We start from the raw sequence: 23,244 nt of genomic DNA, 5'->3' as shown, positions 1-23,244 counted from the left end.
TGTCTGAATCCAAAGATAATATGAAGGTGTTGTTTGCCGCTTCGGAGTGTGTGCCGTTTATTAAAACGGGCGGTCTGGCCGATGTGATCGGCGCACTGCCCAAAGCGCTCCAGGAAGCTGGGGTGGACGTCAGCGTTATCGTGCCGAAGTACCGGGGAATTCCGGAGGAATATCGAAGCCAAATGGAGTTTATTGGCGAGACCAAGGTGCAGGTCGGCTGGAGACAGCAGTACTGCGGAGTCAGCCGGATCATTTGGGAAGGGGTGCCGGTCTATTTTGTAGACAATGAATATTACTTCGGGCGAGATGGTATCTATGGCTACATGGATGACGGCGAACGATTCTCCTTCCTGAACCGGGCGATTCTGGACCTGCTGCCGGTTATCGGCCTGAAGCCGGATGTGCTGCATTGTCATGATTGGCATACGGCTATGATTCCGCTGCTGCTGCATGATGGATACCGCCATGATCCTTATTATGCTGAGATTAAAACCGTATTTACGATACATAACCTTCTGTATCAGGGGGTTTATCCGTACGAGGTGCTTGTGGACCTGCTCGGGATTCACAGCCGCCATTTCCATGCGGAAGGCGTGGAGTATTACGGTAATCTGAACTTTATGAAAGCGGGCATCGTCTACGCCGATCATGTGACAACCGTCAGTCCGACTTATGCACGGGAAATCCAAACCGCCTATTACGGCTACGGCCTCGACGGCCTGCTGTCCGCGCAGGGCGAAAGGCTGAGCGGGATTGTGAACGGTATTGATACGAAGAGCTATAATCCGAACCGTGATCCGCATATTGCCGTGAAGTACCGGAGCAGTCTGGATAAAAAAATGCAGAACAAAATCGAGCTTCAGCAGGAGCTGAATCTGCCGGTCGCTCCCCATGTGCCGATGATGGCGATGGTCTCCCGCCTTGTCGATTCGAAAGGGCTGGAACTGGTCATCCGCGTCCTTGACGAGCTGCTGTATTATGATGACATTCAGTTCGTGGTGCTTGGCACGGGCGATCCTTCGTATGAGCACTGGTTCAGGGAAGCAGCCAATCGGTATCCGAACAAAATGTCCGCCCAAATTCGGTTCAGCGAAGGATTATCCCGTCGCTTCTATGCCGGCAGCGATCTGTTCCTGATGCCTTCCAAATTCGAGCCATGCGGCATCAGTCAATTGATTGCGATGCGTTATGGCAGCGTCCCGATCGTAAGAGAGACGGGCGGCCTGAACGATACGGTGCAGCCGTATAACGAATTTACCGGCGAAGGGAACGGCTTCACGTTTGCCGCGTACAACGCGCATGACATGATGTATACGATCCGCCGTGCCGCCTCGTTCTACCGCCAGCCGGAGCATTGGCGGAAAGTAAGCAAAAACGCGATGAACGGCGATTACAGCTGGCTCGTATCGGCGGGGCAGTATGTGGATATTTACCGCCGTGTACACAGCATATCGTGACAGAAGGGACAATGGGACTTAAGCGATAATACAGCGATTGTCCTCTAAACGATAAGAATAACGCCCCGGTGACTCCTGCTCAGGCAGAAATCATCGGGGCGTGCTTCGTCAAGAAAGGTCTGAAGATTACTTTTGGGAAGTCTCAGTTCATTTAATTTTTGTACCTATACACAGCTGTGAAGGGGAATCAGCTGGACTTCAGCTTGCGGCAAAGGATGCGATATCCGTATGGCTCCAGTTCAATGTGCATCGTGCCGTCCACAGGCTTGACCGGCTCATCCAGGAGAGCATCATACCAATCGGTCGTTACAATGGGATGGGACAAGGTGCGCTTCTCTTCGCTGTTGTTCATCCAGATAATGAAGTGATACTGGTCATCCGCCCGCTCATAGACGATGGATGGATCGTTCCGGTTCGCCTGGAGGAAGCGGAAGCGGCCTTGACGCAGCGCCGGGAAGTTCTTGCGCAGGCTGATCATCATCCGGTAAAAATCGTACAGATCCAGATCCTGCTTCTCCGGGTCCCACTCCATGCACTGTCTGCAGTCCGGATCGCCATCGCCCGACAGCCCGACTTCATCGCCGTAGAATATACACGGCGTGCCCATAAAGGTGAACAGGAACACCACCGACAGCTTCATCCGCCGCTTGTCCTCGCCAAGCCGGGTGAGCAGCCTTGGGGTGTCATGGCTGCACAGCAGGTTAAATACGACTTCATTCGTCTGCTGCGGATAACGCATCAGCAGCCCGCCGATCTGATTGGCGAAGGCCAGTCCGTCCATATTGCCATTGAAGAATTCGAGCACCTTGTCGGCGAACGGATAGTTCATGACCGAATCGAATTGGTCGCCGAGCAGCCAGTTCAGGGAGTCGGACCACACTTCGCCCACGATGTAGGCGTCGGGGTTGGCGCTCTTGACAATTTGCCGAAACTCCCGCCAGAAATGATGATCAATCTCGTTGGCAACATCGAGCCGCCAGCCGTCCAGCTTGATCTCCTTGATCCAATATTCCGCTACGTCCAGCAGGTACTCCTTCACTTCCGGATTGGCCGTATTAAATTTGGGCATATTGCCAAAGAAGCCGAACGTATCATAGGTAGGGATGCCATCCTTCACTTCACAAGGGAATTTGTTCACATGAAACCAGTCCGCATATTTGGATTGTTCCCCATGCTTCAGCACATCCTGGAACGGAGGGAACTGTTCGCTGCAGTGATTGAACACCGCATCAAGCATGACCCGTATGCCTCTTTCATGGCAAGCGTCGACCACCTGCTTCAGCAGCTCATTGTCGCCGAAATGTGGGTCAACCTGTTTGTAATCAACGGTGTCGTATTTATGGTTGGACGGAGAGCGGAAGAGAGGCGTGAAGTATATCGCGTTGATGCCAAGCTCCACCAGATCGTCAAGATGATCAAGCACCCCTTGCAGATCGCCTCCGAAATAGTTGTCGACTGCAGGCTGCCCGCCCCATTCCTCCGTGCCTGGCGGATCGTTGTCAGGATCGCCATTGGCGAAACGCTCGGTCATAATCTGGTAGAATACCGCTTCCTTGGCCCACTCCGGCACCTTGAATACATCAATTTCATGTATGTAGGGGAACTCGAAGTAACCGGCCGGAGGATGCGGATAATCCCATGTGATGCCGCTGTCGACCATATATACGGTATCCTTGCCATCATGGATGCGGAAGCCGTAGGATAACCGTTTGTATTTGGGGCGAACGGCGCACTCCCAATAATCAAACATTTCATCAGAGGCGGCTTTCTCCATCGTAATCTCGAAGTAGGTTCGCTCCCAATCATACTTGTCACCGGTCATGGCAACCACGGAGTCCACGTCGTTCTTCCTGGTACGGACCCGCAGATGAATGGTAGCGGGATCATAGGCATAGGCCCATTTATCTCTAGGAACATGATATAGCGCTTCAAGCAGCATGGCTTGCACCTCCTGATGTGTTGCAGGACTTTGCAAAATCCTGATTTGACTATTAAATAACCGAGCGACCGGATTAAGAATCAGAGGAACGAATAACTTGACTAGCTCAGCTATTTCGTAAGGCGTGCTGCAACTCTTCTAGACGAGACGCGCTGCTGCTCTCCATAAGATGAAACGGACCGGAGCGGAATATGCACTCCCCAAAAAATGTACTTTTTATGAAAGATTATGAAAAGTGAGCGACTTACATTGCATAATCATGCATCCTGTTTTATAATAGCCCAGTTGTGATTTTTAGGTAAGGATCATGTTAAGTCCTGATGCAATATATTTTAAGAGGAGAAGGTAGCACATATGAGAAACAAACTGACAATAGGGCTGACCTTGTTCATGGCCGTGCTGCTGATGATGGGCAGTATCGTCCAAGCGGAGGGTGAGAAGAAAACGATCATCCTTGGAACAAGCGCAGACTATGCACCCTACGAATTTCATAAAGAGATTGACGGTGTCGATACGATTGTAGGCTTTGACATCGAAATTGCGAAGGAAATTGCCAAGGACCTTGGTGCAGAGCTGATTATCAAGGACACGTCCTTTGACGCGCTGCTTCCGGAGCTGACAAGCGGCCGGGTGGATTTTGTCATCTCGGGGATGAACCCGACCGAAGAGCGAAGAAGAAGCATCGACTTCTCCGACCCGTATTATGCCGCTGAGCAATCGGTCATCGTCCGCAAAGGCGAGGAGCATCTGTACAACACGATGGAAGGACTGGAAGGGGCGCGCATCGGTGTGCAGAAGTCCTCGATCCAGGAGAACATCGCCAAGGGGATTCCCGGGGCGAACGTCGTGGCGCTGGATAAAATTCCGGATCTGCTGCTGCAGCTGGAATCGGGCCGGGTGGATGCGGTTCTAGCCGAGTATCCGATTGCCAGAACGAATATGAACGAAGAAACGATGGTCATCACGGACGCCAAGCCGACGGCCGAGAATGATGAATATGCGATCGGTGTCCGCAAAGGCAACCATGAGCTGCTCAGCAGCATCAATCAGACACTGGAACGGCTGAAGAAAGACAACCTCATTGAGAAATTTGTCGATGAGGCCAGTGACCTCGCGGCCGGACGGACCAAGGACAGTCTGAATATGTTCGAGTTCTTCTGGAAATACCGCGACTATTATATGAAGGGTATTCAGTTCACATTGCTGATCTCTGCACTCGGCGTTGTGTTCGGTTTCATCCTCGGGCTGTTCATCGCCCTGATGCGCATGTCGAAGGTGAAAGTCGTGAAGCTGCTTGCGACTACCTATATAGAAGTTGTGCGCGGCACACCGATGCTGGTGCAGCTGTTCATTATCCATTACAGCCTATCGGCATTCAACATTACCTTTACGCCAATCCAGTCCGGTATCCTTACCCTGTCCTTGAACAGTGCCGCCTATCTCGCGGAAATCTTCCGGGCAGGTATTCAGGGCGTAGACCGCGGTCAGCTGGAAGCGGCCCGCTCGCTCGGCATGACGAAACGGCAGGCGATGCGCCATATTGTACTGCCGCAGGCGATCAAGGGCATACTGCCGGCAATCGGCAACGAATTTGTTGTCATCATTAAGGAATCTTCGATTGTATCCTTTATCGGGGTATATGACATTATGTATCAGGCCCAGATCCTGCGCGGTTCGACCTTTGCGCCTCTAAATCCGCTGCTGGTGGCCGCTATGATCTACTTTATTCTGACATTCGTGCTTTCGAAGCTGCTCGGTGTCTGGGAAAGGAAGTTGAGCGCAAGTGATAACCGTTAAAAATCTCCATAAATCGTTTGGCAAGCTGGATATTTTGAAAGGGATCGATGTTGAAATCGCCCAGGGGGAAGTTGTCGTTGTGATCGGTCCGAGCGGTTCGGGAAAAAGTACGTTTCTGCGCTGCCTGAACCTGCTTGAGCAGCCGACGAGCGGGGAGATTATGTTCGAAGGCGAGCTGATTACCGCCAAAAATCACAACATCAATGCGACGCGCGAGAAAATGGGCATGGTGTTTCAGCAGTTCAATCTGTTCCCGCATAAAAGCGTGCTGGACAACATTACGCTGGCGCCGATGCAGGTGAAGGGCACGAGCCGCCAGGACGCGGTCGTGATTGCCGAGGATCTGCTGAAACGGGTAGGCCTTCTGGACAAGAAGGACGCCTATCCATCGCAGCTGTCCGGTGGACAGAAGCAGCGGATTGCGATTGCGCGTGCGCTGGCGATGCAGCCGCATGTCATGCTGTTCGATGAGCCTACATCAGCACTGGATCCGGAAATGGTGGGCGAGGTGCTTGAGGTTATGAAGAAGCTGGCTGAGGGCGGGATGACGATGGTGATCGTCACGCATGAAATGGGCTTTGCGCGCGAGGTTGGCGATCGCATCCTGTTTATGGATGGTGGCAAAATCGTCGAAGAAGGCGAGCCGGAGGCATTGTTCGGCCAGCCGCAACATCCGCGGACGCAGGAGTTTTTGAGCAAGGTGCTGTAAGGAAACAGTAATTCGTGAAGCATGCTCGGATGGCGGTATATGAGCTGGAAAGTCAGCTGATATACCGCTTTTATGTTATTGGCTTCATTCCTGTCATTGGCAGGAGGTTGTTGGTTTATGTCGAATTAGAGTGGTGTAAGTATCTGTGCGTGCAAGTTGTAGGTAAGCGCGAGGTGGGGATTGAAACGGCTAGGAGCGGGCAAGTACGAAGGGGCCACGCTACGACGAATACATAACCGAAGGGCGGCTGGAAACATGGAGCAACAAAGGCTTGTACTGCTTGAAGCGGGAAAACTGCAGTGGATGCGTAAGCCATTGCCTGAGCTTTCGAAGGACGAGGTGCTCGTTAAAACGATGGCCGGGTCCATCAGCATCGGAGCGGAAATCGCACAATATCGGGGGCATCATGCCGTGGATTCGCAATCCAGCTATCCGAAAGAGACGGGATATGAAAGCTACGGTGAAGTGATCGCGGTTGGCGAAGCGGTCCGTTCGCTAAACGTTGGCGACCGCGTCGTCGCCTTCTACGGCCATAAAGATTATGAAAGGGTGAAGGAGCACAAAGCCATCCGCGTGCCGCCAGGCATTGAGGCTGCCGATGCATTGCTCGTCATATTGTCGTGCGACGCCGCCAAGGGCGTGCTGAAACTTCAGCCTAAAGAGAATGATCGCGTGCTGATTACCGGCATGGGAACGATGGGGCTATTAACCCTTCATTTCCTGAAGGCATATCAGAATGTCCGGCATGTCGATGTCCTGGAGCCGAATCGTTCCAGAGGAAGGATGGCGGCTCGATTGGGGGCGTCCAATGTGTTCCATGATCCGGAGGAATGTCTTGCGGATCGGTATGATTATGGCTTCGAATGTTCGGCCTACAACCGCGCTTTTGCCACGCTGCAGCGAGCGTTGGTGAAGGAGGGGCATATTTGTATTCTGTCCGACGGAAATCGAGATGAATTTGTGTTGCAGCCGGCGTTTTATGAGAAGGAGCTGCGAATTGTCGGTTCAAGTGATGGCTGGGATTATCAAAAGCATGCCGAGTGGTATTTTGCCAATTTCAAGTTGCATGATTCCACGCTGCGTGACCTGTATGAAATGAAAATCAGCAGCCAGCAGCTTATTCCGTGTTTTGAAGCGCTGGGCAATGGAACCCAGCATCCGTTAAAGGTGCTGGTAGAGTATTGATCGGCCGTTCCGCAGCTACGCTTATTGGCTTCCTTTCATGAAGCCGTCTTTATGATGGTCGATCATGAACTGGAGAAATTTGATCACTGCTTGAAGCTCTGATTCCGAAAAAGAGTCCATGGATTCGATAAACCGTTGTTCCATCATCTGGTGCAGGATCGCATGGACTTCATAAATGTGCCTTCCCTTCGGGGTCAGGCTGTAGTACACCTCTTTCTTGTTGTCCTTCAATTGACTTCGCTTAATAAATCCTTCCTTAAGCAGATGGGTGCAGATCTTCGTAATGCTGGCCTTGGATAAATTCATCTTCTCTGCAATATTCGTATTGTTGATCGGCTCATGGTTGCCGATGCAGTCCAGGACGTGGACGCTTGTGACGTTGCTTGGATATGAGCTGATCCCATGCTGCCTTGCAAGATCAGCAAACTCCTCAATTTCGACAGCGGAAATGGGATCGGTGATATGTGTGAAATGGAGAAAACGTTCATACAGCAAACGCTTGATTCCTTCAGGTGCGCTCATGGGGCTGGGCTCCTTTTATTAGAAGTAAAGAGCGGAGGGCTCGTCCACTCCGTCTGCTCTTGTATTGTTTGGATGTAAACTAATATATCACAATCAAGTTGAACACTCAATTTCGCTTGCTAAACCTCCTGTGATCATCAAACGGTCCTTTTTTTATAAGACTTTTGAATTACTGGTGCTGTATTCCCACAGATATGACCAACCCGGAAAATGATTTGACACGTGATCATTGACAGTATTATAGTTTACTTATAAACAAAAACAGAGAAGGGACCTAGGACTGGAAAGGGGAAGCCTCGATTATAGGTTGATTCAACGCTGTTTTCATCGACGCTTTTATATAGGGGATCATCCGTTTTATGCCGTCATGATGATTATCTATTTTGTTTACTACGTAACAATGTGATGAAGGAGGGGTCAGGAATGGTTGCAGCCATAACGATAAAGGAACGAAGATCCATTCGGAAATACAATGAGACGCCGGTCGCGCAAGAGCTCGTCATCTCGTTACTGAAGGAGGCGGCGAGCTTATACGAAGCCGAGGGGGCGGCACCTTGCTGGCGCTGCATCTATTACGGGACAGAAGCATCCCGCCTCAGGCTTGCTGAGAGCATGGTCGCTAAAGTGAGGGAAAGCGGTCTTGGCAAACTTATTCCGGCGAAAATGGTCGATATGATCACCAAACAAGCGATGGATGTTCCTGTTCAGCTGATCTTTATTGCGGAGCCGGGGGAGAATGAACGGGCGCGAGATGAACATTATGCCGCGGTATGCAGCATCATGCAGAACCTTCAATTGCTCGGCTGGGAGCAGGGGCTCGGCATGTTCTGGTACACGGATCCAATGGTATATGGCGCGTCTTTTTACAAGGAGATCGGTTTGCAGGACGGGGAAAGGTTGGCTGGCATCTTGAACATGGGTTACTTTGACAAAATACCGAGAGCCCGGAGAAGAACACCCGCGGAGAAGAAATGGACCGAAATCGGCGGGGGAATGAGAGGGTCGGCCGTTCGAGCGAATCAAGCCCGGATCTCCTCGGCAGCGGTACTGGAGGTGTTGAATGAGGCGGTATGGGCGCCGAACGATGGGATGCGAGAGCCGTGGCGCTTTATCTATGTGAGCGAAGGCGATACAGCCGCCGAATGGCGAGCATCTTCCGCAAGCAACGCGGAGGCGTTCCTGGTCGTGGTGGCGAAAGAGGAAGCGGATCTGCACAAACAGGAAGAGGACTACGCAGCCGTGTGCTGCTTGATTCAGAACTTTCAATTGCTGGCCAAGTACAGGCAATGGCCGGTACGGCGCAGCATCCCGGCATGGACATATGATGAGCTGTGGTGCAAGCGGCTGGGAGTATTGCCGCAGGAGCGAATTGTTGCGGTGCTGGAGCTTGGGGGAGAAGGTGAGACGATATCCGGAGCCGAGGCTACTGACTTACGCATCTCCTATCGCTGATCGGTTGACCTTCCCGGGCAACTGCTGCCCATCAAGCGTTGTGCTTCTCAAGCTGCCCCGCTCCTCCATCCGTGTGAAGGACGGAGCGGGTAGTTTCTTTCTGGCAAGCCTAGGAGTGATCGCACGGGATGTGATGATCGGGCTCCAGCCCTTTGACCCGATATCTCATCATTGACGACCCGAAACTTCGAGCGGCGTTTCTGCCGGGCGCTTACCATCAACAACAGGTGGTGGAGGCTTCGGCGTTAATTGTTATGCTGGCCAAGGAAGCGGGGGTAGACACAATCACGATGTCCGGCTTCGATTCGGGGAAATTGAAAGAGGTGTTAAATATTTCGGACCGCTATTTGGATGTCATGCTGATCGCTATTGGTAAAGGCATAAAGGACGGCCATCCGACGGTACGGCACCCTGTAGAGCGGATCATGCATCGGAATGCGATCATGTAATTACAGCAGGGCAAGTGAAAGGAATAACGGTGCGCACAGCCCCTGCATTTCGATGCAGGGGCTTGCCGCCCGGCTCAGTGACGAGGGTTAGTCTTGCTCGTTATCTTGGCTGCTCCTGCCTGCAGCAGGCTCTGCACCGCCAAAAACAGCAGCGCGCCTGGAATCCCGTAATACATGAAACCGAACTGCGAGATTGAAAGGGAAACGGCCAGGCCCCCAATCAAGCCGATCACTGCATACGAGAAAATCATCACAATCGCCTTCTTCACACCGGTCCACCTGGCATATCCTTTCATGCGCTGATCGAGCCATAAGGATACAATGGCGCCAAAGATAAAGAACAGGAAGAAGGCAGGGGGGAACAGAATCGCAAACATACCTCCAAAGGAATAATATGCAACCTCGGCCGCCCTTTCATCCGGCGGCGTGTAACTGTACCATGCCAGCCCGGCACTGGTTAGCACAGATGAAATGGCAGCGGCGCTGATCTTGATCATCGGACGGACGTATAAGCTCATCTCTGCGGCTCCTTTCCATTATGGATCATGATGAGTGGCTGTTTCATTGGGTAGAAGGCGGCTAAGGCCGCTCATTTCTTCTTCGTTAGCCACTGGCCAGCCCCATAGAGTACAGCACCAATTCCTATTAACCAGTATACAGGAATCACGACACGCGGAGTTCCGAATGAAGGCATGAAGTAAAGGCCGGCAACGAACAGACCGAATGCACCCCCGCCAACGAGGAAGGCGATGGCGATTTCCTTCCATTTATGGATCTTGCGAAACGCGGACCAGCGAATGTATGCGAACAGCCCGTAAATAAATAGACAGCCCAGAAGAAGCGAAGCAATGACGCCTACCGCCAAGCTTCCCGTGTGGAACTCATACACCGATTTCCCCAGATTGAAGCCGTAGCCAAGAATGGTCGATAGCAGCCCGGTGGTAAAGAAAAAGATACCGAGAAAGGTAAAGCCGCCGATGGCCACCAGCTTCAACATTTCCTTGGGCAGGGCTGTCGGGAGTTCGCCGACAATTTCCTGGGCATACGCCTTCGGGTCATTGCCGAACACTTCCTCTGCCGTACGGCCATTCTGCTGCGCTTCGAGCAGATGGTCCAGCACCTCCATCAGAATTTCTTCGGTCTCTTGCTCAGACCTATTAAATGAAGTCCGAATGTAGATCAGCAGGCCGGTATAATACTTTTCGTTCTCCTCGTTCAGCAGCTCGCGCTTTCTATTGTTTTCCTCGATCAGATCTTTGGTGTGCATGTGCTCCTCCTCCTTTTTGCATCAGTTCATCGACAGGGCCTTTGAGCGCATCCCAATGCATCCTAAATTGTTGCAGCGCTTCTTCGCCTTTATCTGTCAAAGTGTAATACTTCCGGTTGGGCCCGCTGGGCGATTCTCGCATCTCGCCAACAATCAGCTGTTCCTTCTGCAGACGTAGCAATATCGGATAAATCGAGCCTTCGCTAACCTCGATCCGCATATCCCGGAGTTTCATCGTCAGTTCATAGCCATATATCGTTTCCTTGGATATGACAGCGAGAATGCACCCTTCCAGAATGCCCTTTAATAACTGGCTTCGCACCGACAACTTATTCACCTACCTTGTATAACCATATAGTGGCGAAAATAAAAAGGCACTCTGGCCTTCATCGGGGGCATGAGCCCTCCCAAGTAACTTGCATAACCAGGTAGCTGGTTCGTGAACAGCTACCTTGCATCGCAAAGTAGCTTGTGTCTACTTTAACAAAATGCGGATTGTATTTCAAGTAGGAATATGGATCTCATGTTTATATCAAATAAATTTCCAACATTCGTAAAATTTTAGTTAAAGCCGGGATTTATAAATTTTATGAAAGCCGTACAGTCCCTTAATATTCGCTTGATACACTAAACGCAAAGGGCGACCAGGAGGATGGATGGCATCCATCAAGTCCTGAATGAAATGGAGGAGGGCCGCATGCAAATAACCGTGGTTGGAACTGGCTATGTTGGTTTAGTGACCGGCGTGACCTTCGCAGAGATCGGTCATGAAGTTATTTGTACAGATGTCGACAGCGCGAAAATCATGAAGCTTAGCAGGGGAGAAGTGCCGTTCTACGAGCCTGGACTCCAGCAGCTGATGGTTCGCAACTTACAGAATGGGCGTCTTCGCTTTACCACCGACACGACAGACGCATATCGCTTTCGGGATGTCATCTGTATAGCGGTCGGAACGCCATCCAGGCCGGACGGAGCTGTGGATGTGAGCTACATCGAGCAGGCGGTGCTCGAAGTCGCCAAAGCGATTGAGCAGTACACCGTCATTGTGGTCAAAAGCACCGTGCCGGTCGGAACGAATGAACAGGTGCGAGCGATGGTTCAGCAGCACACAAACTGCCCGTTTGACATCGTATCCAACCCTGAATTTCTGCGGGAAGGCTCGGCGATTCACGATATCTATCACGGGGACCGGATCGTCATTGGTGCGGACAGCGACCGCGCCGCAGACATCGTTACCGAGCTGCACAAGCCGTTTGGAACGCCGGTCTTTCGCACCGATCCTCGAAGCGCGGAGCTGATTAAATACGCCTCGAATGCTTTTCTGGCAACGAAGATCAGCTACATTAACGAGATGGCGAATTTATGCGAGAAGCTGGGGGCCAATGTGGATGCAGTCGCCCATGGAATGGGGCTTGATCGGCGGATCGGTTCACCATTTTTACAGGCGGGCCTTGGTTATGGCGGCTCTTGTTTTCCGAAGGATATCAGAGCGCTGCTGCATATGGCAGAGTCTGCGCAGTCCGAGCTGCAGCTGCTGCGGGCTGTAAGTATAGTGAATGAGCAGCGCCCATATGTGGTGCTGGATAAATTGAAACAGCGATTCTCCTCCCTGCGCAATCTTCGGGTGGCTATCCTTGGCCTCAGCTTCAAACCGAATACCGATGACATCCGGGAGGCTGTATCGCTAGTCATGATGAAGGAGCTGCTTAAGGCTGGCGCCTCGCTCATCGTGTATGATCCGATCGTGAATCAGGCCAAAGGAAATCCGGTTCTCGAAAGCGCACGGTTTGCAGGCAGCATGAAGGAGGCGCTGGACTGGGCGGAAGCGAGCATTATCGTTACGGAATGGGATGAAATCCGTAGTTTTCCACTACTTCAATATAACCAGGAGACGTTGAAGGAAACGATTATCTTTGATGGGCGCAATTGCTACGCTTTAGCGGAAGCTGAACGGGCAGGGGTGGAGTATTACTCCATTGGCCGCCCTGCCGTCAATGAGCGGCAGCCGAGTCACCTGTTGCATTCATGAGGACAGCAGGCAATGATGCGATCACGGATAAAAGGAGTGAAAAGATGCGAATCGCGATTTTTTCAGACACATATGCCCCGGAGGTGAATGGGGTAGCCCGCACGCTGAAGCGCTACACCAATTATCTGGATACGAAAGGCATTGCGTATCGCTTATTCGTCCCGGAAGGTCGAACTCCAGTACCGAAGGTGCCTCATATTGAACGGTTTATGAGCATCCCGTTTCTGCTGTATCCGGATTGCCGCTTGGCGATTCCGAACCCGATTCACATTCGGCAGACGCTCGATGAGTTCAAGCCGACCTTGATACATGTTGCAACGCCTTTTAACTTGGGCCTGTTCGGTCTCCATTATGGGAAGAAACATCAAATTCCGATGGTTGCGTCCTATCACACGCACTTTGATGATTATTTGGCCTATTATCACGCTACGTTTCTGACCAAGTGGATCTGGAAGTATCTACAGTGGTTTCACCAGCCCTTCGATCGGGTTTATGTGCCTTCGGAGAGCACACGCGAGAAGCTGCTAAGCCGGAATTTCCATCCTTCCATCGACATCTGGGGCAGGGGAGTGAACCACCACTTTTATTCACCGGCCAAACAATCGCGGAGCGTCAGGGAGATATACAATATCAAGGAGAAAAACATCCTGCTCTACGTAGGGCGGGTAGCGCCCGAGAAAGATGTGCATATTGTGCTGGAGACGTTCCATGCTTTGCCAGAGCATGTTAAGCAGGAGACGCATCTCTTGATCGTGGGCAACGGTCCGTTGTTCCAGACGCTGTCGGCCAAGGAGCACCCGCAAATTACTTGGACCGGTTTTCTGGAAGGGGAAGCCTTGTCCAAGGTATATGCCTCGGCTGATCTGTTCCTGTTTCCTTCCCCGACTGAGACCTTCGGGAACGTTGTGCTGGAGGCCCAGTCGTCGGGCTTGCCGGTGATCGGGGCCAAGGCGGGAGGCGTGCAGCATTTGGTCACACATGGCGTGAACGGTTTCTTATGTGAAGCGAAGCATACGGAATCTTTCGCCAACTATACGAGCCTGCTGCTGGAGCAGGAAAGCCTCCGCCGCACCTTTGCGGAGAAATCCCGGGCATTTGCCTTGACATTGTCATGGAATGAAATTTTCGACAAACTCATCAACAGCTTCTTGCAAATTGCCAACCGGAAGCAGGAAATTTCGGCTTAGGACGCTGCACAGGGAGAGGAACAGGGAGGGCAGGCTTGATCCTTGCTCTCCCCTTGTTACCTAATGAACAGAGCCATCCCAGGACGGGATCATGGAGGATAACCTTCATGATCCGAACGTCTCGCGGATGGCTCTGTTCCTGTTGTCATTCGTGGACCGCCGGCGCAGTCCGTTTCAGCGTTGCAGCCGAGCGGAGCCTGATCAGGAGATCGGCGGTTCTTCCACAGGCACCTTGCCGATTATGCAGGGAGGGGAGAGGCTGTCCGCCGCTTCAGGGGCATGAAAAAAGCCGGCACCGATAGAGCATCGACGCCAGCTTTGTATAATAGCGAGTATGAATCAGAGGCTTTTTTCCAGCGTGTTGTCGAGATCCGCAGTCGCACTACGCGCTGCTGTCCAAGGGACAAACATCAGCACGACAAGCCCGATCGCGAACAGTACAATCAAGCTCGCTACGCCAAAGGCGGAGCTTCCGGTCAGCTGTGTGATCACACCGACAAGGAATGGGCCGGATACAGCGGCAAATCTGCCGAAGATGGTGTAGAAGCCGAAGAATTCATTGGATTTTTCCTTAGGTACAATGTGGGCGAAGTAAGAGCGGCTGAGTGCTTGAATACCGCCTTGGGATGTCGCCACAAGCATCGCCAATATCCAGAAGTCTGCAATCGTCTTCAAGAACATGGCATACACGCATACGATCATGTAAATGACAATGCCGGTATACAGCATCTTTTTGACGCCGAATCGGTTGGCCAGCTTCCCGTATACGATTGAGAATGGGGCTGCCACAATCTGTACGGCCAGTAGCGCAATGATCAGGTCTGTCGCACTTAACCCCAAATCGGTACCGTAGGCGGTGGACATGGAGATAATGGTTCCCACGCCGTCAATGTAAAAGAAATAGGCGATCAAAAACAGGAAGATAGTCCGGTATTGCCGGATCTCCTTAAAGGTCTGCGCAAGGCGCTTGAAGCTGTTGACAACAACTCTCGGTTCACGCTGAACCCCGTATTGCTGCTTGACGTTTCTTAGCATCGGGATCGTGAAGGCGAGCCACCAGATGGCAGTAATCAGGAAGGTCGTCCGGCTTGCTGCCGACGTGGACAGCGGAATGATCCCCATCTGGGCTGTGAGGATAATGGCAATACATACGATGAACGGAATCGTACTGCCGATATAGCCGAGCGCATAACCTCTGGCAGACAGCTCATCCAGTCGGTCCCTCGAGGTGACGTCCACGATGTAGGCATCGTAGAATACGTTGGCTCCGCGTGCGCCCAGGGTTGTGAGCGTATAAATGATCAATAAGAGAAGCCAGTTGTCATCCGGGACAAAAAACAGAGCTAGCGTTGAAATGACACCGATGACAAAAAAGAAGGTGAAAAACTTGTCCTTCATGCCTTTGTAATCGGCAATGGTGCCAAGGATCGGTCCGAGCAGCGCCAGGATAAAGGTGGCGATTGAAATGGTGTAGCCCAGATAGGCGGTCGAGTTGGCGCCCAGGACGCCAGCGTTGTCAGCCACTTCCTTGTAATAGATCGGGAAGATAGCGGTCACGATAATGAGAAAATAAGCTGAATCGGCCCAGTCATACATCATCCAGCTTTTTTCCGCTTTGGTGAATTTGCTCACGGTATACTCCTCCTTTTGATCCGGATGATGCAACATTCGGTTGGGCGCCTCCCGGTATGATAAACCAACCCGTGAATCTTGTTTATTCTATGTATTACTTCTTGCGAATAGGAGACGTCTTCACCGATTATGCAAAATCCTTACTAGTAGTCTACGTTAGACTATAGAAGAAGTATAGATAGGCTGGATAAATTTTACTCCGACTTTACATATATTTACACGTGGTTTACATGAACGCCGGCAGAGGGCGGCACAGGGATTCTTTGGCTTTCCAGGGTACGATTCTTTACTTTTCACTGATCCGTGATTAATAATGAGAGCATATCGCAAGATTAATGGAGAAGCGGGGGGTTACGGGATGACTTATCATGAAGCGAATCCGAAGGTAGATGAATTTCTGGGGAAAGCTGACAAGTGGATATTTGAAATGGAGAAACTGAGAATGATCCTGCTTGATTGTCCATTGGACGAGGAATTGAAGTGGGGGAAGCCTTGCTACACATCTCAGGGCAAAAATATATGCATTATCCAGCCGTTTAAAGCGTATGTTGCGCTGATGTTTTTTAAAGGCGCGTTGCTGCCTGACCCGCACGGAGTCCTGATTCAGATGACAGAGAACGTGCAGGCGGCGCGTCAGATTCGGTTTACGGGGGTTCCGGAAATTACCGAGGCTGAAGAGATGCTGAAAGCGTTCGTTCATGCCGCTCTCGAGGTCGAGAAAGCTGGGACAGCCGTGCCTGCGGCCAAGGACAAGCCGCTGGTCATCCCGGAAGAATTACAGCAGAAATTCGCCGACATGCCAGCTTTGCAGACGGCTTTTGAAGCCTTGACGCCGGGCCGTCAAAGAGCGTATGTGCTTTATTTTAACGGGGCGAAGCAAGCCAAAACTAGGGTGTCGCGCATCGAGAAATATGTGCCGCATATTCTGGATGGCAAAGGAATGAATGACAACTGAACATCATAAGACGTGCTCTTGAGGCTGGGGCCGACAGCACTCCATCAGGAATGGAGTTGCTTGCATTGACATTAAATGAATGATCATTTACTGTTGTGGATATGAGACATAGAGATGATAATAAAGTAGAGGCAATATTTGATGCTACGATCCAATTGGTGAGTGAGATCGGGTTCGCTGACATTTCAATTTCGAAAATCGCCAAGCAGGCCAATGTGTCGGCTGCAACCATTTATATTTATCATGAGAACAAGGAGGATTTGCTGCTTAACACGTACCTGAAGGTAAAAGGCAAGTTAAGCGAGAAGATGTTCGAAGGGCTGCATGAGAAGAAGGCCGTCCGGGAGCGCTTTGAGTCGATTATTCATAACTACGTTGATTTTATACAAAGCAACACAGCGTACTTTTTGTTCCTGGAGCAAATGATTCATTCCCCGTTTCCGCAGAAATGGTGTTTGGACACGACAGGGATGTTCGAGCCGATCTATAACATGCTTGAAGAAGGCAAGCAGCAAGGGCTGTTCAAGCAAGCGGATGTTCGGATGCTGATCGTATATTCGATCATGCCGGTGGTGGAACTTGCGAAGGAGCATGTCAAGAACGGAACGCAGTTCGACCAGCAGCAATTGCAAGCAGCGATTGATATGAGCTGGGATGCGATAAAGGTATAATCCAAATGGAAATGACGAGAAAGGGGAGATGTGATGGCCGTTATCGAGCCCATTTTTTTGATGTACAATAAATGAACATTCATTAATCGAAAGAGAGTTCATCCCATGACGAATCCAAAAATATGGTTTATTACAGACAGTTCCCGGGGATTTGGCCGCGCCTTGACTGAAGCAGCCTTGCGCAAAGGAGATGTTGTCATTGCCACGGCCCGCAACCCGAAGTCACTCGCCGGTCTGGTCGAGACGTACAGAGATCGCATTTACCCCCTTGCTCTGGATGTCAGCGATGAGTCGGCCGTATCTCAAGCGGTTGAAGAGGCGAAGAGCCGGTACGGATGTCTTGATGTGGTCGTGAACAATGCCGGGTATGGCGATATCGCTGTCCGCACGGGCATGCTTCTGTAATGCGAAAGAAGCCTGCAGGCATTGCTCTATGGGAGCGTATGCTGCAGGCTTTTTGGGGTTTGGTGGGTTCGTACATCGAATGATGAACAGCAGGAGAGAAATCGAACGCTGCTCCCTGCTTGAATTGCTTATTGACCGGGCTTGCTTGTATCCGCACTCACGGCCAGCTGTCCGGTCGCCACATTGAGCCGGTTATACAGGTTGACGGTGGCAAGCCCGGCGATCAGCGTGGCCAGCGCTTGCTGCCCGAAATGTGCTGCCGCCTCGTCATAGATATCGTCCGGCACCGGATGTGCCCGGTCTTCAATCCGGGTAATGGCTTCGCATAGCGCGAGAGCCGCTCGCTCGGCTTCATTGAATAGCTGCGTATCGCGCCACGCGGCGGCTGCGAGCACGCGCTCTGTCGTTTCCCCCGCTGACAGTGCGTTGCGGGCATGAAGCTGTACGCATACGCTGTCCCCATTAATCTGGCTGGCGCGCAAGTAGCACAGGAACAGGAGTCCCTTCGGAACACCGGTCTGTGCCGCAGACGAAAACAGCGCATTTCCTAACATTTGCAAGGCTTGGCCCATATCGGGCACAATGGCAGCAGGATTGTCCATTCTGGATGACATCAACATACACTCCTTCTCGTGATTTAGGTGTAAACCCGTTATTCGGTCCTACAATACGATGACGGATCACGGTCTGGAAGTGTGACAAACACTCGGGCCTAGTGCCGATGAATAGATCATGCAGGGAGGATGTCACATAAATTGAGTGGCGGTCGTCAATAAAGATAGAGGGATTGCTGTACTGTCCGAAAGAGAAGAAGGGGGAAGCAAGATGAATGATCAGGCAGGGTTGGCAGCGGTATTCGAAGCACACCGGGCGCATCTTCATGGCGTGGCGTACCGTATGCTTGGTTCTCTGAGCGAAGCGGAGGATGCGGTTCAGGAAGCATGGCTGCGTCTGAGCCGCAGCGATGTGAATCATATTCACAATATCGGGGGATGGCTCACTACCGTCGTATCGCGGATCTGCTTGGATATGCTGCGGGCTCGCAAGACGAGGAAAGAGGAGTCGCTTGAGGAGCATCCGCCGGAGGCGCTTGCAGCCGTTTCGTATGCCGATCCGGAACAGGAAGCTGTCCTCGCCGATTCCGTAGGCGTTGCCATGTTGGTCGTGCTGGACCGTTTGAAGCCGGCGGAACGAATCAGTTTGATTCTCCATGACGTGTTTGGAATGCCATTTCACGAGATCGCTTCGATTATTGGTAAATCAGACGACGCAGCAAGGCAGTTAACGAGCCGGGCACGACGCCGGATCCGCGGAGCGGAGGAGGTTCTGGATACCAGCGTGGCAGCTCAGCGTGATGTGGTGCGGGCTTTTCTGGCAGCAGCGCATGCAGGAGATCTCCATCAGCTGATTGCTGCTCTGGATCCGGATGTGGTTCTGCGGGACGACCGGGAAGACGGAACGCCGAGAGTGTTCCGCGGTGCATCGGCGCTGGCCAAGAAGGTAGCCGGACGTGCGCAGAAATCAGCTCAGCTTGCCTGGGTGGACGGCAGCGTGGGCATCGTGGCGGCCCCTGGCGGCAACTTGCTCTACGTGTTGAAGTTCACAGTGAAGTGCGGGATCATTACCGAAGTGGAATTGATCTCGAACCCAGAGCGGCTTCATACGATCGATTTGGGTGTATTGAATTATGATGGTCATTCCCCATGCGCTGATGATCACTAAACCGTGACGAGCAAGCGGAAATAGTGAATGAAATAACCGATTGATATAACTAATTATATTAGTTATATTACTAATTAGATTAGTTTAAATACTAATTATATTAGTTTTCGGGGAGAGGGATTTATGGAAAAGCGCATTCGGTTAGCCTCTGTCAGTTTAGTCATTGCCGGGATTCTGTTTGTTCTCTATCCTGCAATCCGTCCGTTTTCTGATGAGACATCGTTGGTGGGCGCGGCAGCTTTTGCTTCTCCGGCCTGGATCGTATCCCATGTGCTCGCGATTGTGGCCTTCACGTTACTGGGTGCAGGGCTGCTGGGACTTTGTCTACTTCTACAGAACGGGTCTTGCGGGCGTCTTGCCCTTCGCAGTATCGTGGTCACCTGGCTCGGAATCGGGTTGACGCTGCCCTTTTATGGTGCTGAGGTATTCGGTTTACATGCGCTTGGAAAGCGTGCTCTCGCAGAGCAAAGTGCCGAATGGATCGCCCTGGCGGATGACATTCGTTATGGCTCCGGGTTTCTCATGATTCTTGCGGGGCTGCTGCTGATCGGCATCGGTTCCATTCTGGTGGTTATGGTCATATGGAAATCCGGTGCTTTACCGAAATGGGCTGGTGCTCTTCACGATGGGATTCCTGCTGTATCTTCCTCAATTTCTGGGAACCCAGCCGCTGCGAGTGGCTCACGGGGTGCTGGTAGCCGCCGGGTGTATGGGCATTGCGGCCGGATTATGGAGGCTAAGGGGAAGAGGAAAAGTTCAGGAGCCATCGGAGGAGCTTTCTATGCACTAAATCTCATCCGAACGTACCTTTTGGAACGTACCTGAAGTGAACTTGCGTACTTATACTAGGATAGATGTTTTCTATACTGAAAGGCCACTCGGATTGAAATGCATAACTGCCTTGAACCCAAGCGCGCAAGCGTACGTACACTTTCTTGAGGCCTGTAAGACACGAAAAGGCTGCAAACAAGATCTCATAGGACATAGGTGAAATGGCTTGAGCAGGTGTGGTAGACTGGGGTTATGATGTTATCAAATCCGTCCGTGAACAAGAAAGGAGTATCCATCTGATGAAGAAAAGATCGCTCATGGCTTTATCTGCGGGTTATGGATACTCTACTGCTGTTTTCTTCTAGACAAATCGCTCCAAGGGTGAAGTGTGTCCAAAAAGCGGTTTACTGGAGAACACAGCAGAATTTTCTGTAGACGGGGGAACTAACAATGAATAATGATAAAATTACAAGAACCAATCCAGTCAGCATGCCGAAACCGGTAGGGAAATACACCCATATTACAAAAATTCCAAGAAATGCGGAATGGTTTGTGACATCCGGCCAGATCGGCATCGATCCCAACGGGCAGTTCCCTGAGAACATGAATGAACAGATCGGGCTGACCTTTGCCAACATCCACAACGTATTGGCAGCAGAAGGATTATGTTCAGATCATATTATTAAAGTGAACATTTGGGCAATTGAGCCGATTGATTGGAATTACCTCTATTCCGAGTGGGAACGATTCTTCAATGATGAGTACCCTGCGATGACGGTAGCCTATGTTACGGCTTTGGGGCTGCCGGAAATCAAGATAGAAATCGAAATATGGGCTGCTAAAGTTTAATTTCATACACACTTCATCCGAACATGGAACCTTTATGATTGAGGTTCCATGTTTTCTTGTCCCCATCCACACCATGTTTACGTTCGGATACCGCCGTTATGTTCTCTGCTACGCTGATATTAGACAGCTGTGGGAGCGAGCGAATGCAAGCGCTGCTTGACGCTAACCTACCCAGTCTCTTGTCCTGTCCTCACATCCTTAATGTATAAGATGGAGCATGAGGATGAGTTTAAAGAATGGGGAAAATCATATATCCCGGGGAAATGGTGGAACAGTTCATCTCGTTGCCCCATGAAGCTTAGCGCGAGGTGGATAAGGAAATGATGGATATTCTCGCAGAATTAAAAAGGCTAGCAACTTTCATTACATAATTGGCAATTGATCTGGAAATATGAAACTTAAGTTACAAAGAAAGCGTTTCATAAATTAAGGGAAGAAGTATACAGACCAACTCTTATGAGATTTCGGAGTAGTATGTACTGCATTAATGAAGTCAATAGTAAGTCGGTTGGAAGTATTTGTTATTTACATTCACTTTTAATATGCATAAAGTTGGAAAAAACATCATTTGGATTTTTTATGTAGGGATTGTTATTACGTAAGGTTAAAAAAATGAAAAGAAAGAAAGGATGCCGAAGTGAAGGAATGTTTCTATCTACTTTATCGCTTTGAGGATTTGGAAACGGAAGTACAGCATAATATATATCGTTCTTTTTATAATTTCGCTTACAGAGACATCTACTATTTGGTGAAGGATCACTCGATTACGGAGGATTTGATTCAAGAAGCTTTTTTCAAGGTGATATTTGCTGTACGGAAACATGAGATTTCTAATATTTTTTCTTGGATTAGGCAAGTTGTTCGAAACCTAACTTTTGATTATTTGAAAAGAGTTTATAAAGAGCGTAATGTGACAAGTATAAGTGACGTCAATCTCATTGAGAGTAAAATGAAATTAGGTATAGGCTCGTCAGGTGTTGATAAGGAAATTGAGAATAAAGTTCGAGATGAGTTATTACATGAGACAATAGCCGAACTAAAGCCGGATTATCGATTAATAATTACATTGTTTTATATAAATGAATTGTCCGGTAAAGAAGTGGCCGCTATTCTTCAGTTATCCGAACAGGCAGTAAGTCAAAAACTGCTGCGCGCCAGAAAGAAATTGCTTCAACAGTTTCAAAGAAAATGGGATCGATTATGAATGATGAGGATAGACTAGAAGAGGAATTCAGGGAATCATTGCAGAGGATTTATAGCAAAATTGAAATTCCAGACAGCACTGGCTCTTGGTTGAAAGTGAAGACCTGTCTAAGAAAAAGAAGGAACTGGAGACAGTGAAATCTAAGATTACGATATATGGCTGCTGTTTTTATCGGTGCTCTAGTCTTAAGTTATGCTATGAATATGAACGTACCAGGCGCATATTCATTTTCTACTTTGTTCAATAATATTCAGGAAACGATGTCGGAATTTTTCCATGAGTGGACGGATCGCGATGATACGAATGCTAAAACTCTTCCTCCCCTTCCAACTGAAGGAGAGAAAGGAAATAACGCCGGATTTCAAAATGATCGAATTAACGTTGGAAGAAGCACAGCTGAGTGTTTCTTTTTCGATAAAACTTCCAGATTTGTTACCAACTGGCTATGAATTGCACAATGAGTGGTTCACTACAGAACTGGTATGAATATGGATATCTGGAAATATATCAGAAGAAGAAATTTTGTTACTAGCAAAATCTTCAAATATTAAAAAAGAGGAGCAAACGGTTTCCGTGCGCTCCTCTTTTTTGTAACTAGTCGATAAGTAACGAATTTGAATAACGTGTGCCTTCTACTCTGACATTCCCATAAGTAATCCAATGTGTTGATTTCACTCGATAATAGTATCCACTTACGACGGAAATATAACGGCTAAAGTAAGCATAAGAGCTATTATCGTATGTAGTTGCTCAACATTTACATCCAGCCATTGAGAGCCAGTCCAGTGTTGTAGTGTTATTTGAACCCCAATACTATCCAAAATCTTGTGCCGAAAGTTTGGTGGTGATTCTGTCAAAGGAGTGGTTGAGGCCTAGGCTTGTCCTGGGATGAATAGTAATAGACATACTACCATTGCCATCATGCATATAGTGCTTTCTTCATATGTGAACACACTTCTCTATTTTTTGAAGTCAATGATATAGACGACAAAACCCCTTATAGCAGCAATTATAAACTTCTTCGAATATCTATAAATCGGCT

At 50.1% G+C, this 23,244-nt stretch carries 24 protein-coding genes; 17 read left to right on the top strand and 7 right to left on the bottom strand.

The window, feature by feature from the left end; all coding sequences use genetic code 11:
* The first annotated feature begins 20 nt into the window (after nucleotides 1-20).
* Nucleotides 21-1,457 (top strand): glycogen synthase GlgA, encoded by a 1,437-nt coding sequence (gene glgA / locus MKX64_RS23415; protein WP_095263767.1) that lies wholly within the window; start codon nucleotides 21-23, stop codon nucleotides 1,455-1,457.
* 187 nt (nucleotides 1,458-1,644) lie between these two features.
* Here the strand turns inward: glgA and MKX64_RS23410 are convergent, their stop codons facing one another.
* Nucleotides 1,645-3,396, bottom strand: coding sequence for an alpha-glycosidase (locus tag MKX64_RS23410; RefSeq protein WP_095263703.1), 1,752 nt, complete (start codon nucleotides 3,394-3,396; stop codon nucleotides 1,645-1,647).
* A gap of 354 nt (nucleotides 3,397-3,750) precedes the next feature.
* Here MKX64_RS23410 and MKX64_RS23405 point away from each other — a divergent pair, with 354 nt between their 5' ends.
* The 3 genes from MKX64_RS23405 to MKX64_RS23395 all read left to right on the top strand — a co-directional run bounded on the left by MKX64_RS23405 (nucleotide 3,751) and on the right by MKX64_RS23395 (nucleotide 7,087).
* On the top strand, nucleotides 3,751-5,193 hold the full coding sequence (locus MKX64_RS23405; protein WP_155617802.1) for an ABC transporter substrate-binding protein/permease: 1,443 nt from the start codon (nucleotides 3,751-3,753) through the stop codon (nucleotides 5,191-5,193).
* The gene (locus MKX64_RS23400) at nucleotides 5,180-5,902 is read left to right on the top strand and encodes an amino acid ABC transporter ATP-binding protein (protein WP_095263705.1); all 723 of its coding nucleotides are present in this window, start codon (nucleotides 5,180-5,182) and stop codon (nucleotides 5,900-5,902) included. Before MKX64_RS23405 ends, MKX64_RS23400 begins: the two co-directional genes overlap by 14 nt.
* A gap of 255 nt (nucleotides 5,903-6,157) precedes the next feature.
* Nucleotides 6,158-7,087, top strand: coding sequence for an alcohol dehydrogenase catalytic domain-containing protein (locus tag MKX64_RS23395; protein WP_095263707.1), 930 nt, complete (start codon nucleotides 6,158-6,160; stop codon nucleotides 7,085-7,087).
* 21 nt (nucleotides 7,088-7,108) lie between these two features.
* Here MKX64_RS23395 and MKX64_RS23390 read toward each other — a convergent pair whose 3' ends face one another.
* Nucleotides 7,109-7,609 (bottom strand): MarR family transcriptional regulator, encoded by a 501-nt coding sequence (locus tag MKX64_RS23390; protein ID WP_095263708.1) that lies wholly within the window; start codon nucleotides 7,607-7,609, stop codon nucleotides 7,109-7,111.
* Nucleotides 7,610-8,032: 423 nt separating this feature from the next.
* On the opposite strand from MKX64_RS23390, the gene MKX64_RS23385 reads away from it, so the two are divergent.
* Together MKX64_RS23385 and MKX64_RS23380 are read left to right on the top strand one after the other, a co-directional pair.
* Nucleotides 8,033-9,061: a nitroreductase family protein gene (locus MKX64_RS23385; RefSeq protein WP_095263709.1), complete on the top strand. Its 1,029-nt coding sequence runs from the start codon at nucleotides 8,033-8,035 to the stop codon at nucleotides 9,059-9,061.
* Between the two features lie 152 nt (nucleotides 9,062-9,213).
* Nucleotides 9,214-9,510, top strand: coding sequence for a nitroreductase family protein (locus MKX64_RS23380; protein WP_141235845.1), 297 nt, complete (start codon nucleotides 9,214-9,216; stop codon nucleotides 9,508-9,510).
* 74 nt (nucleotides 9,511-9,584) lie between these two features.
* On the opposite strand, the gene MKX64_RS23375 is transcribed toward MKX64_RS23380, so the two are convergent.
* From MKX64_RS23375 to MKX64_RS23365, 3 genes are all read right to left on the bottom strand, one after another.
* The gene (locus MKX64_RS23375) at nucleotides 9,585-10,028 is read right to left on the bottom strand and encodes a hypothetical protein (RefSeq protein ID WP_095263710.1); all 444 of its coding nucleotides are present in this window, start codon (nucleotides 10,026-10,028) and stop codon (nucleotides 9,585-9,587) included.
* 71 nt (nucleotides 10,029-10,099) lie between these two features.
* The gene (locus MKX64_RS23370) at nucleotides 10,100-10,777 is read right to left on the bottom strand and encodes a DUF1129 family protein (protein WP_095263711.1); all 678 of its coding nucleotides are present in this window, start codon (nucleotides 10,775-10,777) and stop codon (nucleotides 10,100-10,102) included.
* Complete coding sequence (locus MKX64_RS23365; protein WP_095263712.1) at nucleotides 10,743-11,105, bottom strand: PadR family transcriptional regulator; 363 nt, start codon at nucleotides 11,103-11,105, stop codon at nucleotides 10,743-10,745. The genes MKX64_RS23370 and MKX64_RS23365 overlap by 35 nt, the downstream gene beginning before the upstream one ends.
* Before the next feature lie 369 nt (nucleotides 11,106-11,474).
* Between MKX64_RS23365 and MKX64_RS23360 the strand changes: the two genes are divergently transcribed.
* From MKX64_RS23360 to MKX64_RS23350, 3 genes are all read left to right on the top strand, one after another.
* Nucleotides 11,475-12,806, top strand: coding sequence for a UDP-glucose dehydrogenase family protein (locus MKX64_RS23360; RefSeq protein WP_095263768.1), 1,332 nt, complete (start codon nucleotides 11,475-11,477; stop codon nucleotides 12,804-12,806).
* Between the two features lie 44 nt (nucleotides 12,807-12,850).
* Nucleotides 12,851-13,993, top strand: a complete 1,143-nt coding sequence (locus MKX64_RS23355; protein ID WP_095263713.1) for a glycosyltransferase family 4 protein — start codon at nucleotides 12,851-12,853, stop codon at nucleotides 13,991-13,993.
* 91 nt (nucleotides 13,994-14,084) lie between these two features.
* Nucleotides 14,085-14,276, top strand: a complete 192-nt coding sequence (locus tag MKX64_RS23350) for a hypothetical protein (protein WP_095263714.1) — start codon at nucleotides 14,085-14,087, stop codon at nucleotides 14,274-14,276.
* Nucleotides 14,277-14,332: 56 nt separating this feature from the next.
* Here the strand turns inward: MKX64_RS23350 and MKX64_RS23345 are convergent, their stop codons facing one another.
* Complete coding sequence (locus MKX64_RS23345) at nucleotides 14,333-15,625, bottom strand: MFS transporter (protein ID WP_330163957.1); 1,293 nt, start codon at nucleotides 15,623-15,625, stop codon at nucleotides 14,333-14,335.
* 358 nt (nucleotides 15,626-15,983) lie between these two features.
* On the opposite strand from MKX64_RS23345, the gene MKX64_RS23340 reads away from it, so the two are divergent.
* The 3 genes from MKX64_RS23340 to MKX64_RS23330 all read left to right on the top strand — a co-directional run bounded on the left by MKX64_RS23340 (nucleotide 15,984) and on the right by MKX64_RS23330 (nucleotide 17,656).
* A complete protein-coding gene (locus tag MKX64_RS23340; protein ID WP_341037614.1) occupies nucleotides 15,984-16,580 on the top strand; it encodes a YdeI/OmpD-associated family protein in 597 nt (198 codons plus the stop codon).
* Nucleotides 16,581-16,681: 101 nt separating this feature from the next.
* Nucleotides 16,682-17,251 (top strand): TetR/AcrR family transcriptional regulator, encoded by a 570-nt coding sequence (locus MKX64_RS23335; protein ID WP_095263770.1) that lies wholly within the window; start codon nucleotides 16,682-16,684, stop codon nucleotides 17,249-17,251.
* A 105-nt stretch (nucleotides 17,252-17,356) separates the two neighbouring features.
* Nucleotides 17,357-17,656: an SDR family NAD(P)-dependent oxidoreductase gene (locus MKX64_RS23330; RefSeq protein WP_095263716.1), complete on the top strand. Its 300-nt coding sequence runs from the start codon at nucleotides 17,357-17,359 to the stop codon at nucleotides 17,654-17,656.
* Between the two features lie 128 nt (nucleotides 17,657-17,784).
* Here MKX64_RS23330 and MKX64_RS23325 read toward each other — a convergent pair whose 3' ends face one another.
* On the bottom strand, nucleotides 17,785-18,270 hold the full coding sequence (locus tag MKX64_RS23325) for a carboxymuconolactone decarboxylase family protein (protein WP_095263717.1): 486 nt from the start codon (nucleotides 18,268-18,270) through the stop codon (nucleotides 17,785-17,787).
* Between the two features lie 211 nt (nucleotides 18,271-18,481).
* On the opposite strand from MKX64_RS23325, the gene MKX64_RS23320 reads away from it, so the two are divergent.
* The 5 genes from MKX64_RS23320 (at nucleotide 18,482) to MKX64_RS23300 (ending at nucleotide 22,651) form a co-directional block, all read left to right on the top strand.
* Nucleotides 18,482-19,378 carry a sigma-70 family RNA polymerase sigma factor gene (locus MKX64_RS23320; RefSeq protein ID WP_155617797.1) on the top strand — a complete coding sequence of 299 codons (897 nt, stop codon included), beginning with the start codon at nucleotides 18,482-18,484 and terminating at the stop codon, nucleotides 19,376-19,378.
* A gap of 123 nt (nucleotides 19,379-19,501) precedes the next feature.
* Nucleotides 19,502-20,203 carry a hypothetical protein gene (locus tag MKX64_RS23315; RefSeq protein ID WP_341037610.1) on the top strand — a complete coding sequence of 234 codons (702 nt, stop codon included), beginning with the start codon at nucleotides 19,502-19,504 and terminating at the stop codon, nucleotides 20,201-20,203.
* Between the two features lie 396 nt (nucleotides 20,204-20,599).
* A complete protein-coding gene (locus tag MKX64_RS23310) occupies nucleotides 20,600-20,998 on the top strand; it encodes a RidA family protein (RefSeq protein ID WP_095263719.1) in 399 nt (132 codons plus the stop codon).
* Between the two features lie 637 nt (nucleotides 20,999-21,635).
* Nucleotides 21,636-22,202, top strand: coding sequence for an RNA polymerase sigma factor (locus tag MKX64_RS23305; protein ID WP_341037609.1), 567 nt, complete (start codon nucleotides 21,636-21,638; stop codon nucleotides 22,200-22,202).
* A 155-nt stretch (nucleotides 22,203-22,357) separates the two neighbouring features.
* Nucleotides 22,358-22,651, top strand: coding sequence for a hypothetical protein (locus tag MKX64_RS23300; protein ID WP_341037608.1), 294 nt, complete (start codon nucleotides 22,358-22,360; stop codon nucleotides 22,649-22,651).
* Nucleotides 22,652-23,244 lie beyond the last annotated feature (593 nt).

It is taken from the genome of Paenibacillus sp. FSL M8-0334 (assembly GCF_038000405.1).
GTDB classification, from domain to species: domain Bacteria; phylum Bacillota; class Bacilli; order Paenibacillales; family Paenibacillaceae; genus Paenibacillus_AQ; species Paenibacillus_AQ campinasensis.
This window is presented reverse-complemented; position numbering and strand designations above follow the sequence as displayed.